The following is a 15370-nucleotide window of genomic DNA, read 5'->3' as shown; positions in this document are numbered from 1 at the left end:
CACTCCGACGACGCTCCGTGGGCCCGCGCCGAACGGACATCCATGTCCTGACGGCGCTCTCGCGGCATCCATGCCGCTCGGCCCACTGCGCGTCGTCTGCGTTCGGCCTGCACCCAAGTCGCGTTTGGCGGTGTATGAGCCTTTTGCGTATGAAGATCGAAAGCAGATCAAGAGCTTCCCGGCTGAAGCCGGTCCTACAAATGCACCGCATACCCTCTGTAGGACCGGCTTCAGCCGGGAAGAGGCCAGCCCAGTCGCCAACAATTTTTGCTGATAGGCCCTCCAACTGTGGGGGCGAGCTTGCTCGCGAATGCTTTTGATGGTTGAAACCAGCTCCTGACTGCACGCGTTGATCGTTCCCACGCTCTGCGTGGGTATGCATCCCCTGGCGCTCTGCGCCGAAATCTGTCCGCCAATCCATTTCCGTTTGCCTCGACGGCATTGAGCTGTTATCTGTACGTCCGTCCAGTGTTCCGATCGACGGCCAGCCATTTCAGTGACTTCCATTTCCGCTCTTTCCCCCGATACCTGCGCAGCTCCTGTCGAGCCTGTGGCGGTGGCGGCTGTCGATCCGGAAACGGGTTACCGGGTGGCGGTACGGGAGTTGTGTGAGTTTACGGCGAAGGCGGGGGATCTGGATTTGCGGTTTACGCCGTCGCCCACGGCGCAGGAAGGGATTGCCGGGCATCGGACGGTGGCAGCGCGGCGGGGGCCGCAGTATCAGGCTGAGGTGGCGTTGAGCGGGGTGTTTCATGAGCTGAGGATTCGGGGCAGGGCGGATGGCTACGATGCCGCGCTGAACCAGCTCGAGGAGATCAAGACCTACCGCGGCGACCTGAGCAGTCTGCCCGCCAACCACCGGCAGCTGCACTGGGCCCAGGCTAAGGTGTATGGCTGGCTGCTGTGCCAGCAGTTGCAGCTGGCCGAGGTCAATCTGGCGCTGGTGTATTTCAACATCATCAGTGAGCAGGAAACCCTCATTCAGCAGCGTTTCACGGCAGCCGAGTTACAGGGGTTTTTCGAAACTCAGGCCGGCATCTTCCTGCAGTGGGCGCGGCAGGAACTGGCCCATCGCGATGCTCGCGACCATGGGCTCAGCGCCCTGAAATTTCCCCATGCCGATTTCCGAACCGGGCAGCGGGCGTTGGCCGAGTCGGTGTACAAGGCGGTCACCACCGGGCGCTGTTTGATGGCCCAGGCGCCCACCGGCATTGGCAAAACCATCGGCACGGTGTTTCCGATGCTCAAGGCCGCGCCAACGCGCAAGCTGGACAAGGTGTTTTTCCTCACCGCCAAGACCCCGGGACGCAAGCTGGCGCTGGATGCCCTGAGCGTGATTGGGCGGAGTGCTCCAGAGCTGAACCTGCGCGTGCTGGAAATGGTCGCCCGGGACAAGGCCTGCGAGTACCCGGACAAGGCGTGCAACGGGGATTCATGCCCGCTCGCCAAAGGTTTTTACGACCGGCTGCCGGCGGCGCGCAGCGAGGCGATGATCAAGCCGTGGCTCGATCAGGCCGGCGTGCGTGAGGTCGCGCTGGGCCATCAGGTCTGCCCGTATTACCTGAGCCAGGAGCTGGCGCGCTGGTCGGACGTGGTGATCGCCGACTACAACTACTATTTCGACCTCAGCGGCATGCTGTTCGGGCTCAGTCAGTTCAATCAGTGGCGCGTAGCGGTCCTGGTGGACGAGGCGCACAACATGGTCGAGCGGGCGCGGTCGATGTACAGCGCGACACTCGATCAGCACAGCATGAAGCAGGTGCGGCAGAGCGCGCCGGAGCCGGTGAAAAAAGCCTTGCAGCGGCTCAACCGCGACTGGAATGCCCTGCACAAGGAACAAGTCGCCCCTTATCAGGCCTACGCCGCCACCCCGGCCAAATTTCTCAACAGTCTCAACCTGTGCATCACCGCGTTTGGCGACTACTTCAACGAGCATCCCCACGCGGCCAATGGCGAGCTGCAGAGCTTCTATTTCGAGGCGATCCAGTTCGGTCGCATTGCCGAGCTGTTCGACGAGCATTTCCTGTTCGATATCAGCAAGCGTGAACTGGGCAGCAAGTCGCTGTCCCGGCTGTGCCTGCGCAATGTCGTCCCGGCGGGGTTTGTGCGTCCGCGCCTGACCGCCGCGATCAGTGCGGTGCTGTTTTCCGCGACCCTCAATCCACGGCATTTCTACCGCGACTTGCTGGGCCTGCCCGACACCACCGCCTGGGTCGACGTCGAGTCGCCCTTTCAACGGTCGCAACTGGACGTGGAAATAGTCAGCCGCATTTCCACCCGCTACACCCATCGGCAGGCCTCACTGGCGCCCATCGTCGAGCTGATGGCGCGGCAGTTCGAAGCGCGGCCGGGCAACTATCTGGCGTTTTTCAGCAGCTTCGATTATCTCCAGCAAGTCGCCGAGCTGATGGAGCGCAGCCACCCGGCTGTTCCTGTCTGGAAACAATCCCGGGGCATGGCCGAGGCCGAACGGCAGGCCTTTCTCGATCGCTTTACCCCCGCCAGTCAAGGCATCGGTTTTGCGGTGCTGGGCGGGGCGTTCGGCGAGGGCATCGACCTGCCGGGGGCTCGGTTGATCGGTGCGTTCATCGCCACCCTGGGCCTGGCGCAGATCAACCCGGTCAACGAGCAACTTAAACAGCGCATGAGCCTGTTGTTCGGCGCCGGTTACGACTACACCTATTTGTACCCCGGCATGCAGAAAGTGGTGCAGGCCGCCGGCCGGGTGATTCGGGGTCTGGACGATCGCGGTGTGGTGGTGCTGATCGACGATCGCTTCGCCGAGCGCAAGATCCAGCAACTGTTACCGGTGTGGTGGCAGCTATGATGGGGGGCAGCTAATTGTCTCAAGGCGTTACGGATCGATAGCCGAGCGCCACGGTCCAACTGCCAGTAAACTGCCGCGTCACTGGCATTTCAGGCGGCGTTTCAGAGCGTTTCCCGCCTGGTCGGGACTTTTTCTTTTTGTCATTTCCCTATTTTTCATCCACGGAGGTTTCGCATGAGTATCAGTCCATTCGCGGGCAAACTGGCGCCTGCAGAATTGCTGGTCGATCTTCCTCGTCTGGTGACGGCTTATTACACCGGCCAGCCCGACGCATCGGTGGCGACCCAGCGTGTTGCCTTCGGTACTTCCGGGCACCGCGGCAGTTCTTTCGAATTGAGCTTCAACGAGTGGCACGTGCTGGCCATCAGTCAGGCGATCTGCCTGTACCGCCAGGCCAACGGCATCGACGGCCCGCTGTTCCTCGGCGCCGACACCCACGCGCTCTCAACCCCGGCGGCCGCTTCGGCGCTGGAAGTGCTGGCGGCCAACGGCGTCAACGTGATGATCTCCGAGGGTGACGAATACACCCCGACGCCGGCGATCTCCCACGCCATCATCTGCTACAACCGCGGGCGCACGACCGGTCTGGCCGACGGCATCGTCATCACGCCTTCGCACAATCCGCCGGAAAGCGGCGGTTTCAAGTACAACCCCACCAACGGCGGCCCGGCTGACTCGCACATCACCAAGTGGATCGAGAACAAAGCCAACGAATTGCTCGCCGAGCGCATCGTCAACGTCCAGCGCATCACCCACGAAAAAGCCCTGCGCGCCGACACCACCCATCGCCATGACTACATCAACACGTACGTGGCTGACCTGAAAAACGTCATCGACATGGACGCCATTCGTGGCGCCAACCTGCACCTGGGCGTTGACCCGCTGGGCGGGGCGGGCGTGCGTTACTGGTCGGCGATTGGTGAGCACTACGGCCTGAATCTGGAAGTGGTAAACAAGTTCGTCGATCCGACCTTCCGCTTCATGAGCGTGGACTGGGACGGCAAGATCCGCATGGACCCGTCGTCCAATTTCGCGATGCAGAGCCTGATCGGTCTGAAAGACCGCTTCCAGGTGGCCTTCGCCTGCGACCCGGACCACGACCGTCACGGCATCGTGACGCCGACCGGCGGCCTGCTGGCGCCGAACAATTACCTGGCGGTGTCGATCGATTACCTGTTTCAGAACCGTCCTGACTGGCGCGCCGATGCGGCCGTCGGCAAGACCGTGGTCAGCAGCGGGATGATCGATCGCGTGACCCAACGTCTGGGCCGCCGCCTCTACGAAGTGCCAGTGGGCTTCAAGTTCTTCGCCGAAGGGTTGTACGAGGGTTCGCTGGGCTTTGGCGGTGAGGAGAGTGCCGGTGCGTCGTTCCTGCGTCGCGACGGGACGGTCTGGACGACGGACAAGGATGGTTTGATCCCGGCATTGCTGGCCGCGGAAATCCGCGCGCGCAAAGGCCGCGACCCGAGCGAGATGTACAAGGCGTTGACCGATGAGTTGGGCGAACCAGTGTCGACCCGCGTCGAGGCGAAGGCCAACTTCGAGCAGAAGGCGCTGTTGAGCAAGCTGTCGCCGGAGCAGGTCACGTCGACGGAGCTGGCAGGGGAGAAGATTGAGAGCATCCTGAGCAAGGCGCCGGGCAATGATCAGGCGATTGGTGGCTTGAAGGTCATTACCGAGAACGGCTGGTTCGCTGCGCGGCCGTCGGGGACTGAGGATATCTACAAGATCTATGCGGAGAGCTTCAAAGGTGAGGAGCATCTGAAGCGTCTAGTAGCTGAGGCGCAGGTGCTTGTTGACGGCGCGATAGCGCCTTGACGCTTTTGCGTCGAGCCTGAGCTCGTGGTGCGGCTGAGAGAGTCTGCCTAACGGCAGACATTTCGCCTTCGGCGAGTTACTTGGAAAAGCACCCCAAGTAACCAAGGGTGCTTGCTCCTGGTTAGGTTCCTCCTTCGTCGGAATACCCTCACTTCGACGACACTCCGTGGGCCCGGAGTGAAGGAACCCGACGAAGTCGGGCCCAACCATGAGCACAAGCCCTTGGTTACTTGGGGCTTTATCAAGTAACTCGCCGAAGGCGAAACGTCTGCCCCCAGGCAGACGCTCTTGATCTTGATCTACCGCTTCTAAGCGACATCGACCAACACGATCTCGCTGTCTTCGAGGGCCGTCACCCGCAACACACGCTCATCCTCAACCGCCACACCATCCCGCGCTTCAGCACGGAGGCCGTTGACCTCGATGACGCCCGTCGCAGGCACCAGATACGCCCGACGGCCTGCATCCAGCACGTACTCAGCCGTCTCGCCAGCTTTCAGATTCGCCGCCACCAGCCGGGCATTGGCCCGAATCCGCAGCTCGATATCATCGTCCGCCTTGCCACTCGCCAGGGTCACAAAACCCTCGCGGTCGCCTTTCGGGAATGGCTTGGCGCCCCAGGACGGCGGAGCACCGACCTCGTCCGGCATGATCCAGATCTGGAAAATCCGCGTCTCCTTCGACTCCAGATTGTATTCACTGTGGGCCACACCCGTGCCGGCACTCATCACCTGCACATCGCCCGCTTCGGTACGGCCACGGTTGCCCAGGCTGTCCTCGTGAGTGATTGCGCCCTCACGCACATAGGTAATGATCTCCATGTCCCGGTGCGGGTGACGCGGGAAGCCGGTGCCGGCTTCGATCACGTCATCGTTCCACACCCGCAGCTGGCCCCAGTTCATCCGGCTCTCGTCGTAGTAACTGGCGAACGAGAAATGGTGATGGGCATTCAGCCAGCCGTGGTCTGCGCCGCCAAGGGATTTGAAAGGTCGAAGTTGCAGCATGATCAGTTCCTCCGTAGCAGGGCCGGGCCTGTGGCAGGGCGCCGCTGGTGATGACTTGTCAGTCGATGGAGCAATGATCTATCAACTAAATATCGATAAAAAGCGTAAGTTCTGCATGAATGCGATCGGTTAATTCGATACTTAGGCCATCATGGGACCTAGAAACACGCTGCCCTTTATCGGCTAACTCCCTGACCGCAAAGCATTTCACTGGAGCTGAAACACGAATGGGGCGACCATAGGCGCCCTGTCGAAAACGCTGATATCCGGAGCCCGCGTGCCGCACGATTTTTCCGCCGAGCTACCCAACGAGCCAAACCAACTGCCTCCCGACCTGAATCCCCCTGAACGCTTGCCGTTCTTCAAGCGGCTCGTTGCCCGCATGATGGGCAGCGGTTTGTCGCGCATGCAGGCGCAGCACGTGCCGTCGTGGCACCAGGGTCACGCCGATGGCTACCTCAACGGTCATGCCGAGGGCATGAACGAGGGTTATGCGGAAGGTCATCTGGATGGCATCGAAGAAGGCCGTCAGGTGCTGGTGATTCGTGACACCCGGCCCCTTGAGCACCGTGGTCCCAGGGTTGACGACCACTTGTTCGACGACTGGCGCCTGCCGCTGACCAACGAGCTGAAAAAGCGCATCAAAGCGGACGTCGCCGAGAAGCTGCCCGCTCACGCGCAACCCACCACCGCCCAGTGGAAGATGATTTTCAGCGACACGCCCTCGACCTACGTGATTGCCGGTGCCGGGGCGGGCAAGTCGACGTCGCTGGTGCTGCGTGTGCTGTTGCTGAACCACTATCTGGGCTTTGAGCTGGACTCGATGACCGTGGTGACCTTCACCCGCGAGTCGCGCAAGGATTTCATCAACAAACTCATCGAGATCATGGCGCTGTGGGGCCATGAACTGACCCTGCGTCAGGCCCGCGAGGTGGTGCGGACTTTCCATTCGCGGATCCTGCCGCTGGTGCGCAGCCTGCCGGGTTTCGAGCAATTGCAGGCGTTCGAGAACCTCAGCAGTCAGTCCGGCCAGCTGTTCGATGACAGCGCCGACAGCAACCCCTTCGACTTGCGCATCAATGACGCCCAGCGCCAACAGCTGAACCTGTGCTACCGGGATTTGTACGCCGCCAATCCGCGTTTTCGCGAGGTCATGGCGCCCTTGTACCGGCAGTCGCTGCAACTCAAGGAACTGGACCGCGATCACCCGGACGTGCAGAAGCGCATCACCGTGATGGGCCTGTCCTCCAAGCGCGACGAAGAGCTGTGCGACGTCATCGAAGACCTGTGGATTCGCGCCGGTGCGTGGCCTATTCAGGGCGTCGAGCCGATGCGCCAGACCGTCGAAGTCAGCGGCCTGACCTTCCACGTCCACGGCTATGCGGCCGAGCTGGATGCGTGGATCGTCCTCGGTTTCGATCCCGGCGAAGACCAACACTTGCGCCGCCCGGACGCCAAGTTGCCGGTGTGGGCTGAATGGGTGATCAAGCGCACCTTGTTTCAGGCGTTTTGCCGCAAGCCGGTCATCTGGCTGGAAAACTACCAGGCATCGCGCGGGATGATGCAGTCGTTGTCTGGCGCTGCCGTGGCGGGGCCGGGGTTCGATTACAAAGTCAAAGGCGAGCTGAGCGCAGCGCCGCTGCTGGACTGTTTTGTCGCGGCCGCCAGCTTCATCGAAAACCTCGGGCTGGACGTGCCGGACGCCGTGGCGCAGATGAGCTTTTCGGATCAAGACCCCGACCGGTTTTTCTTTGAAGCGTTGAGCCTGTTCTGGAAAGCGTTCGAAAACCACCTGCTGGATCAATCACCGCCGGTGATGACCTACAACCGGATGTTCTCGCTGTTCGGTGAAAACTCGCCGGAAAACCTCAAGCTGGTCAGCGATGCCGGCCTGCGTCCGCTGTCGCATCTGATGATCGATGAGTTTCAGGACGTCTCGCCGCAAATCGTCTCGTGGATCCGCGCCAGTCTGCGGGAGATCCGCAGTCGCGGCCCGGCGCTGCATGTGGGCCGCGGTGCCCAGCGTTCATCGCTGCTGTGCGTCGGCGATGACTGGCAGTCGATCTACGGCTGGCGCGGCAGTTCGCCGAAATTCTTCATGGAGTTCCCCAAGGAGTTTTCCTCGCCCTCGACCACCAAGGTCATGCTCAGCGACAACTTCCGCAGCCACCAGCACATCATCGACGCCGCCGAACACATCGTGCGTGCGGCGCCGGCGATCAGCGGCAAGAAGGCCCGCGCCAGCGGCCCGGTGCAGGAGCTGCTGCCGGTGACCGTGCTGGACCGCGACGATGAACGCTTGCTGGCCAGCCTGACCGAGCACTACCACGCTGGTGACTCGGTGCTGCTCTTGTACCGCAAAGGCAGCGAACGCAGCCGCTTGCCGGAAGCCTTGCAGGACCTTGCCGATGCCGATTACAGGCTGCCGCCTCAGGAACGTCGTCTGAAGCAACTGACCTATCACAGCGCCAAGGGACTACAGGCCGACGCGGTATTTCTGCTGGGAGATTGTCAGCATCTGACGCAGTCGCCGTACAAGAATCAGGTCTATCAGCTGGCCGGACTGGGGCGGGAAGGGGATCTGGAAGCGTTCGACAACGCGCAGAAAGATGAGGTACTGCGCCTGGCTTATGTGGCGATCACGCGCGCCGTTCGTCACTGCTACTGGTTCATCGACGCTGCGGGCAATGACGACGGGAACATGCCGCGGGCCTCGGCACGGGTTGCAGGCGACAAGGCATTTTTCGACGATCGCCGAGGGGCTGCGGCACTCGCCACTCCACTCGGCGCATCCGTCGAACAGGGGCAGTACGCCCAGGTGGTCAGGCCCGATTGAGGTACAGAGAGCGCCTTGGAATGAAGGTTTCGACCTCCAGTTCAATGGCCTCGATGATGCGCTCCACGTCCGTCGCGTTCATCACGGTGGCGCAGGGAATGGCGGCGATGGCAATCACGGTCTCGCCGCTGGCCCGGTCAAAAAGACGGGCCACCATACTGCCGGGCGCGTCCATGTTGGCTTCGAAGCCCACCGGATGAAAATGCCAGCGCATCAGCTGGCAGGCGTTCGGGAATGTCACTTTGTTCATGGACCCACCTCGTTCAATCGAGCACTTCACAAGCTCCGCAGGGTAGGAAAACGGCAGGTCTGTTCAGGCTTCGGCAGCGATCGACACGTCGCGTGAGGAAGCCTGGCCCGCAGACCACGAGTCAGGTAAAGGTAGCACCGAGTTCTGACAGTGTCGGGAAATAAATCCTACACAATTGAGAATTTCATGTTTCGTTGATCTTTATCATGAATCGCTTATATGCGGATGCATGCTTGAACCAGCGCTGAATCGTTATAGCGATCTGAAAGCATCGTTAACGAGTTAGGTGGAAGAAATATATATCTCCAAACGCTCAAGGCGCCCGCATGAAAGTTGATGGGCGGCCGATAGCAAGGCGAGCGTCAATTAAAAGAATCGACGCAGCATCAGCCTTCCAGAGAGATCATCCATGTCGATAAGAAACATGAATATTGCGCCTCGCGCATTCCTGGGATTCGCGTTCATTGCCGCACTGGTCATTGGCTTGAGCGTTTTCTCGGTTCACAGGATGGCGCAGATACGCCAGACCGCCATCGACATGGAGTCCAATCAGCTGCCGAGTATTGGCCATTTAAGTGGGATGCTGGAGAACAGCCTGCGCTTGCGCATCACCTCGTTTCGCACGCTGGTAAACCGAGAACCGGCATCGCTACGCGAAACCGATGCGCGGATCGCCGAACTGATTGGTAAGTTGCAGACAGCCAAAAAATCCTACGCCTCGCTCCCGGCCGAGGCTGATGAGCTGACCGTGTACAACCAGTTTGAAGCGACGCTGGCAACGTTCCTCGACATTCAGGCCAAAGTGCTGGACTTGTCGCATCAAGATAAGGTTGAGGACATGCGCGCATTGATCAATACCCGCATGAAAGAAGCCACTGACCTCATGGGTGTGCAGATCAACCAGTTGATCGCCCTGAACACGAAGAGCGCCACTGAAGCGGGAGAGATTTCCAGAGCGGAATATGAAAGCGCCAACCTGAGCATGATTGCTGTTTCAGTGGTTGCCGTCCTGCTCACCATCATGTTGGCGTGGTTGCTCACCCGAAGTATCGTCAACCCGATGACCCGAGCAGTACGCGCCGCAGAAGAGATCTCATCGGGCGATCTGACCCGCCCCATCGAGGTCGACGGCAAGGACGAAGCGACTCAGTTGTTGCGCGCTCTGGCAACGATGCAGCGCAATCTGCGCCAGACCATCGAGCTGATTTCCGGCTCGTCCACGCAGCTGGCGTCGGCGGCCGAGGAACTGAGCGCGGTGACAGAAGAGTCCTCGCGCGGTTTGCAGCAGCAGAACAACGAGATCGAGCAGGCGGCAACGGCAGTTAACGAGATGACTGCCGCCGTTGAGGAGGTCGCGCGCAACGCGGTGTCGACCTCCGAAGCGTCACAGCAGTCCAATCAGGCCGCACGTCAGGGGCGTGATCGGGTGGTCGAGACGGTGAAGTCGATTCAGGACATGACCCAGCAGATCCAGGCCACTTCCGGATTGGTCGAAGGCCTGGCGGCCCAGGGCCGTGATATTGGCAAGGTGCTCGACGTGATTCGTTCGATCGCCGAGCAGACCAATCTATTGGCGCTTAACGCCGCCATCGAGGCTGCGCGTGCGGGGGAAGCCGGTCGCGGGTTTGCCGTGGTCGCCGACGAGGTTCGCGCGCTGGCCCACCGCACCGCGCAGTCGACGACGGAGATTGAACAGATGGTCGCCGGCATCCAGACCCGGACCGGCGACGCCGTGCAATCGATGTCACGCAACACCGACAGCACCCGCACCACGCTGAGCCTGGCCAGTTCGGCGGGTGATGCACTGGAGTTGATCACTGAAGCCATTTCGCAAATCAACGAGCGCAACCTGGTCATTGCCAGTGCATCGGAGGAGCAGGCGCAGGTGTCGAGGGAGGTGGACCGCAATCTGGTCAACATCCGCGACCTCGCCGCGCAGACGGCGGCGGGCGCGAACCAGACCAGCGCGGCCAGCCATGAGCTGTCACGACTGGCGGTTGATCTGAAAGCGATGGTGGCAAAGTTTGTGATTTGACGAGTTAAGTCCGGGGTGCGCAAGTTTGAGGGGCTAACCCGATCCTGTGGGAGCCGAGCTTGCTCGCGAAGGGGGGGCACTGCCGCTGAATCCCTGGCGGCTGTGCCACAGTCTTCGTGAGCAAGCTCACTCCCACAAGTCCTGAGGCGTGCCCGAAATCTTGAGTTCACCTCAATTCTGTGGGAGCGAGCTTGCTCGCGAATAGAGTGGCAAAGCCGCTAGATCTCCAGCGGACGAACCTCAGTCTTCGTGAGCAAGCTCACTCCTACACGTCCTGCGGCGTGCCCAAGATCCTGAGTTCACCCCGGTCACCCCCAGAGGTCCTGCGAACTGGGTGATATCGCAAGCATTCCCATATCCCACAGAGTATCTATCAGCCATTCCACGCAGCGGGGTTGACCAGATCCTTCGGTCGCTCGCCCGCCAGGGCCGCCAGCAGATTGTCCACGGCACAGCGAGCCATGGCCTCTCGGGTCTCGTGGGTCGCCGAGCCCATGTGCGGGGTCGCCACCACGTTGTCCATCTGCAACAGCGGCGAGTCCGGATTCACGGGCTCCTGCTCAAAGACATCCAGACCGGCCGCGCGAATCTGGCCGTTCTGCAGCGCGGCAATCAGCGCCTGCTCGTCCACCACCTTGCCGCGGGCGATGTTGATGAAGATCGTCTCCGGCCGCATCTGCGCAAACTGCTCGGCACCGATCAGCCCCTCGGTTTCGGCGGTCAGCGGCACGGTCAGGCACACAAAATCCGCTTCGCGCAGCAGGTCTTCCAGGCTGCGATAGCGGGCATCAAAGCGCGCTTCCACCGCCGGCTTGGGTGAGTGACTGTGATAAATCACCGGCATCCCGAACCCGAAATGCCCCCGTTGCGCCACCGCTTCGCCAATCCGGCCCATGCCGATGATGCCCAGCGTCTTGCCATGCACGTCGGAACCAAAGTGCTGCGGCCCGATGTTCTGCTTCCACTGGCCGTCGCGGACCATGTTCGCCAGTTCCACCACCCGGCGTGCCGTGGCCATGATCAGCGCGAAACCGGTGTCGGCGGTGGTTTCGGTGAGCACGTCCGGGGTGTTGGTCAGCAGAATGCCGCGCCGCGTCAGGTACTCGATGTCGTAGTTATCGACCCCCACCGAGACGCTGGACACCGCTTTCAGCTTTGGCGCCAGGTCCAGCAGTTTGGCGTCAAGTTTCACGCTCGCGCCGAGCAAGGCATCGGCGTGGGGCAGGGCGTCGCGAAGGCGTGCCAGGCCGTCGCTGGATTTCGGGTCTTCAATAAGCGTGACCTCGGCCTGGGCTTGCAGGCGCTCCATCAATGGCGCCGAGAGTTTTTTGTACAGCACAACATGATGAGTCATCGAAAGGATTCCCGATCAGGAGTGGGCTGGCGCAGGACCAACGCCAGGCTTATCGCTCAGCGGCCGGGCCTTGCTGTCCGGCTTGAGCAGCAGCGTCAGCACCACCGAGACCAGCAGCGCGCCGCTCATGAACAGGTACGACGCGCTCAAGGTGCCGGTGACGCCGTTGAGGTAGCCAACGAGGTAGGAACCGGCGAACGATCCCAGCGCACCGAGGCTGTTGATCAGTGCCATGGCGCCGCCTGCGACGTTGGCCGGGAGGATTTCCGGGACGATGGCGAAGAACGGACCGTAAGGCGCGTACATGCAGGCGCCGGCAATGACCAGGAGCGAATACGACCACCAGAAGTGCTCGGTACCCAGCGCGTATGAGCCGTAAAACGCGACGGCGGCCAGCAGCAGTGGCGGCCAGACGAAGGCTTTGCGCTTCTGGGTTTTATCCGACGCCCACGACACCAGCACCATGCCGATCACCGCAGCCAGATACGGCAGGGCCGAGAGCCAGCCGGCTTCGACCATGTCCATCTGCATGCCTTTCTTGATGATGGTCGGCAGCCACAGCACGAAGCCGTACACGCCGATGCTCCAGCAGAAGTACTGCGCGGCCAGCAACAGCACGCGCGGGGAACGGAAAGCTTCGGCGTAGTTCTTCACCGGTTTGATGCCGACCTGTTCGGCGTCGAGGCGCGCTTGCAGTTCGGTCTTTTCTTCAGCGGTCAGCCACTTGGCCTGGGCCGGACGCTCGTCCACCAGACGCCACCAGATAAACGCCCAGATCACTGCCGGCAAACCTTCGACGATGAACATCCAGCGCCAGCTGAAGTGTGCTACCAGATAACCGGACACCACCGACATCCACAGCATCGTCACCGGGTTGCCGAGGATCAGCACGGTGTTGGCGCGGGAACGTTCAGCCTTGGTGAACCAATAGCACAGGTACACCAGCATGGCCGGCATCACCGCTGCTTCGACCACCCCGAGCATGAAGCGGATGCCGATCAGCATGTAGGCGTTGGAGACGATGCCGGTCAGGGTGGCCAGGCCGCCCCACAGAATCAGGCTGACGAAGATGAGTTTCTTGACGCTTTTCTTCTGCGCATAGATGGCGCCGGGCACCTGGAAGAAGAAGTAACCGAGGAAGAACAACGCACCGAGCAAGGACGACATGCCCGGGGTGATGTGCAGGTCTTCGGCCATCCCCGAGGCAGCGGCGAAGCCGTAGTTGGCGCGGTCCAGGTACGCCAGGCTGTAGGTGATGAAGACGATGGGCATGATCAATAGCCAGCGACGTTTGAGGCCGGCGTGTTTCACGGATTCGAGCAGCTTTTCCATTTCAGGCTCCCTGAGCATGTTGTTTTTGTCGCAGCAGGTGATGGAGGTTCGGTGTGTGTGAAAGCAAGGGTTCAGGCGCTCTGTCGTCGGGCGCCTTCCGAGACGTTGGCGGCATCGAGTGCGGCGCGGGTGGGCAGGCCTTCCATGTCGCCACGGCTTTGCACGGCCTGGCTGCCGACCCAGTTTCCCCGGGCAGTGGCTTGCTCGAACCCGAGGTTTTCCAACAGCGCGCTGATCACACCGACCGCAAAACCGTCGCCTGCGCCCACGGTGTCGACCACGTTGGCCACCGGCACGCCGGGCAAGAACGCCTCATTCAGCTGGGTGCGGTAATACGCGCCTTTGGCGCCGAGTTTGATGATCACCGCCTCCACGCCCATGTCCAGGTAGAAGCGGGCGATGTCCGCCGGGGTGTCGAAACCGGTGAGCAATTCACCCTCGGCCAGCCCCGGCATGACCCAGTGGGCGTGACTGGCAAGGTGATTGACTTCGCGGATCATCGTCGCCTGGCTCGACCACAGCGAAGGCCGCAGATTGGGGTCGAACGACACGCTGCGGCCGGCCTCGCGCATTTGCGTCATCAGCACGTGGGAAAGCTCCCGGCAGGTGTCGGACAGCGCCGCCGGAATGCCAGTGGCGTGCAGGTGCCGCGCCTTCAGCAGGTCGGGAACGATGTCGTTGACCGACAGATGACTGGCCGCCGAGCCGCGACGGAAGTACTCGACCACCGGGTCGGCTCCTTCCAGCTCCAGGGATTTGAATTGAAAACCGGTGGGGTGCGCGGCGTCCACGGTGACGTGAGCGCAGTCCACGCCTTCCTGTTGCAGGCTGTCGGTGACGAAGCGGCCCATGGAGTCGTTGCCGACCCGGCTCAGCCACGCCACTTTGAAGCCCAGCCGCGAGAGGCCGATCGCCACATTGCTGTCGGCACCGGCGATGCGTTTCTCGAAATGGCGAACCTGGGCCAGGTCACCGGTTTGCTCGGCCACCAGCATGGTCATGGTTTCGCCGAACGAGAGAATATCGATCTCAGACATGGCTCAGCGCCTCCGTTTCCGTTGCGTTGGAGTGAGTGGGTCGCGACTGGCCAAGGCGGGCGAGCAGGGCAACCTGTTCGCGGGTCACCTCCAGCAAGTCGTCGCCTTGCAGCGGGTACTCGATGGCGCGGGGCAGGTTCACCGGCATGTGCTGGATGAGCAATTCCCACTGTTGCAGGTCGATTGAAGCAGGCGGCACGGCGATGAGCTTGCCTGACGCGCTCCGGGAGATTGCCTTGCAGTGCAGATATTCGACGTATCGGCCCAACTGCTGGGCAGCGTCGCGGGCCGACTGCTCCTGCCAACGCCAGTTGCCGATGTCGAAGGTCATGCCGATGGGCATTTGCAGCGCGGTGATCTGCGCGAAGAACTCCACGAAGGGCTCAATGCGGCCGCCCTGTTCGGTCTGATCGTTTTCCACCAGCAAGTGAACGTCGTAGGGCGCCAGGCGATCGGCCAGCGCGGCGACGTCGCAGTGCTTGCCAAAATGCCCCAGCGACACTTTGAGCCAGAACGCACCGCATGCGGTGGCGCGCTCCAGGGTCGGTTTCAATTCGGGGTTCGGTTGCGTGTCGCCTTCAAGCCACAACTCAAGGGGCGCCGAGTGCAGGCACTCCAGGCCTTGAGCCTGAATGGCGCGGGCAAGGGCAGGGAAGTCTTGATCAGCGAGGCTGGGGCTGAACAGCTCTTCGCGCAGTTCGATGCGCTTGACGCCGGCGTCCACCAGCAGCGGGATGAAACTGGCCTGGCCACGGGCACGAACGAGGTCAGCACCGAAGGCGCCGAGGCTGATGGCAACGGATGGTAGGGTCATTATTATTGTCCTCTGAAACCGGTTACATTTTTGTTCGAACGAGCGAACCGGGTAAAAGTTCGC

General features: G+C 61.5%; 10 protein-coding genes. 4 read left to right on the top strand and 6 right to left on the bottom strand.

Features of this window, described 5'->3' with window-relative positions; genetic code table 11:
- Positions 1 to 589: 589 nt before the first annotated feature.
- Both ABEH28_RS15830 and pgm read left to right on the top strand, forming a co-directional pair.
- Positions 590 to 2827, top strand: a complete 2238-nt coding sequence (locus ABEH28_RS15830) for an ATP-dependent DNA helicase (protein WP_346630511.1) — start codon at positions 590 to 592, stop codon at positions 2825 to 2827.
- A 174-nt stretch (positions 2828 to 3001) separates the two neighbouring features.
- A complete protein-coding gene (gene pgm / locus ABEH28_RS15825; protein WP_192173646.1) occupies positions 3002 to 4645 on the top strand; it encodes a phosphoglucomutase (alpha-D-glucose-1,6-bisphosphate-dependent) in 1644 nt (547 codons plus the stop codon).
- Positions 4646 to 4953: 308 nt separating this feature from the next.
- Here the strand turns inward: pgm and ABEH28_RS15820 are convergent, their stop codons facing one another.
- Positions 4954 to 5649 (bottom strand): pirin family protein, encoded by a 696-nt coding sequence (locus ABEH28_RS15820; protein ID WP_192173647.1) that lies wholly within the window; start codon positions 5647 to 5649, stop codon positions 4954 to 4956.
- Between the two features lie 277 nt (positions 5650 to 5926).
- Here ABEH28_RS15820 and ABEH28_RS15815 point away from each other — a divergent pair, with 277 nt between their 5' ends.
- Complete coding sequence (locus ABEH28_RS15815; RefSeq protein WP_346630485.1) at positions 5927 to 8485, top strand: UvrD-helicase domain-containing protein; 2559 nt, start codon at positions 5927 to 5929, stop codon at positions 8483 to 8485.
- Here ABEH28_RS15815 and ABEH28_RS15810 read toward each other — a convergent pair.
- Complete coding sequence (locus ABEH28_RS15810; RefSeq protein WP_122534818.1) at positions 8472 to 8753, bottom strand: DUF1652 domain-containing protein; 282 nt, start codon at positions 8751 to 8753, stop codon at positions 8472 to 8474. The genes ABEH28_RS15815 and ABEH28_RS15810 overlap by 14 nt on opposite strands.
- Before the next feature lie 391 nt (positions 8754 to 9144).
- Between ABEH28_RS15810 and ABEH28_RS15805 the strand changes: the two genes are divergently transcribed.
- On the top strand, positions 9145 to 10770 hold the full coding sequence (locus ABEH28_RS15805; protein WP_346630484.1) for a methyl-accepting chemotaxis protein: 1626 nt from the start codon (positions 9145 to 9147) through the stop codon (positions 10768 to 10770).
- A 373-nt stretch (positions 10771 to 11143) separates the two neighbouring features.
- Here ABEH28_RS15805 and ABEH28_RS15800 read toward each other — a convergent pair whose 3' ends face one another.
- The 4 genes from ABEH28_RS15800 to ABEH28_RS15785 form a co-directional block, all read right to left on the bottom strand.
- Complete coding sequence (locus ABEH28_RS15800) at positions 11144 to 12124, bottom strand: D-glycerate dehydrogenase (RefSeq protein WP_346630483.1); 981 nt, start codon at positions 12122 to 12124, stop codon at positions 11144 to 11146.
- Positions 12125 to 12139: 15 nt separating this feature from the next.
- Positions 12140 to 13456: an MFS transporter gene (locus tag ABEH28_RS15795; protein WP_192173651.1), complete on the bottom strand. Its 1317-nt coding sequence runs from the start codon at positions 13454 to 13456 to the stop codon at positions 12140 to 12142.
- Positions 13457 to 13527: 71 nt separating this feature from the next.
- A complete protein-coding gene (locus ABEH28_RS15790) occupies positions 13528 to 14493 on the bottom strand; it encodes a sugar kinase (protein ID WP_346630482.1) in 966 nt (321 codons plus the stop codon).
- Positions 14486 to 15307 (bottom strand): AP endonuclease, encoded by an 822-nt coding sequence (locus ABEH28_RS15785; RefSeq protein WP_346630481.1) that lies wholly within the window; start codon positions 15305 to 15307, stop codon positions 14486 to 14488. Before ABEH28_RS15785 ends, ABEH28_RS15790 begins: the two co-directional genes overlap by 8 nt.
- Positions 15308 to 15370: the final 63 nt, after the last annotated feature.

It is taken from the genome of Pseudomonas sp. Ps21-P2 (assembly GCF_039672565.1).
Lineage (GTDB): Bacteria > Pseudomonadota > Gammaproteobacteria > Pseudomonadales > Pseudomonadaceae > Aquipseudomonas.
This window is presented reverse-complemented; position numbering and strand designations above follow the sequence as displayed.

Bases quoted from the DNA above. Each gene is read 5' to 3' on its own strand.
- pgm (WP_192173646.1), top strand. From the start codon at position 3,002: ATGAGTATCAGTCCATTCGCGGGCAAACTGGCGCCTGCAGAATTGCTG.
- ABEH28_RS15820 (WP_192173647.1), bottom strand. From the start codon at position 5,649: ATGCTGCAACTTCGACCTTTCAAATCCCTTGGCGGCGCAGACCACGGC.
- ABEH28_RS15805 (WP_346630484.1), top strand. From the start codon at position 9,145: ATGTCGATAAGAAACATGAATATTGCGCCTCGCGCATTCCTGGGATTC.
- ABEH28_RS15800 (WP_346630483.1), bottom strand. From the start codon at position 12,124: ATGACTCATCATGTTGTGCTGTACAAAAAACTCTCGGCGCCATTGATG.
- ABEH28_RS15795 (WP_192173651.1), bottom strand. From the start codon at position 13,456: ATGGAAAAGCTGCTCGAATCCGTGAAACACGCCGGCCTCAAACGTCGC.
- ABEH28_RS15790 (WP_346630482.1), bottom strand. From the start codon at position 14,493: ATGTCTGAGATCGATATTCTCTCGTTCGGCGAAACCATGACCATGCTG.
- ABEH28_RS15785 (WP_346630481.1), bottom strand. From the start codon at position 15,307: ATGACCCTACCATCCGTTGCCATCAGCCTCGGCGCCTTCGGTGCTGAC.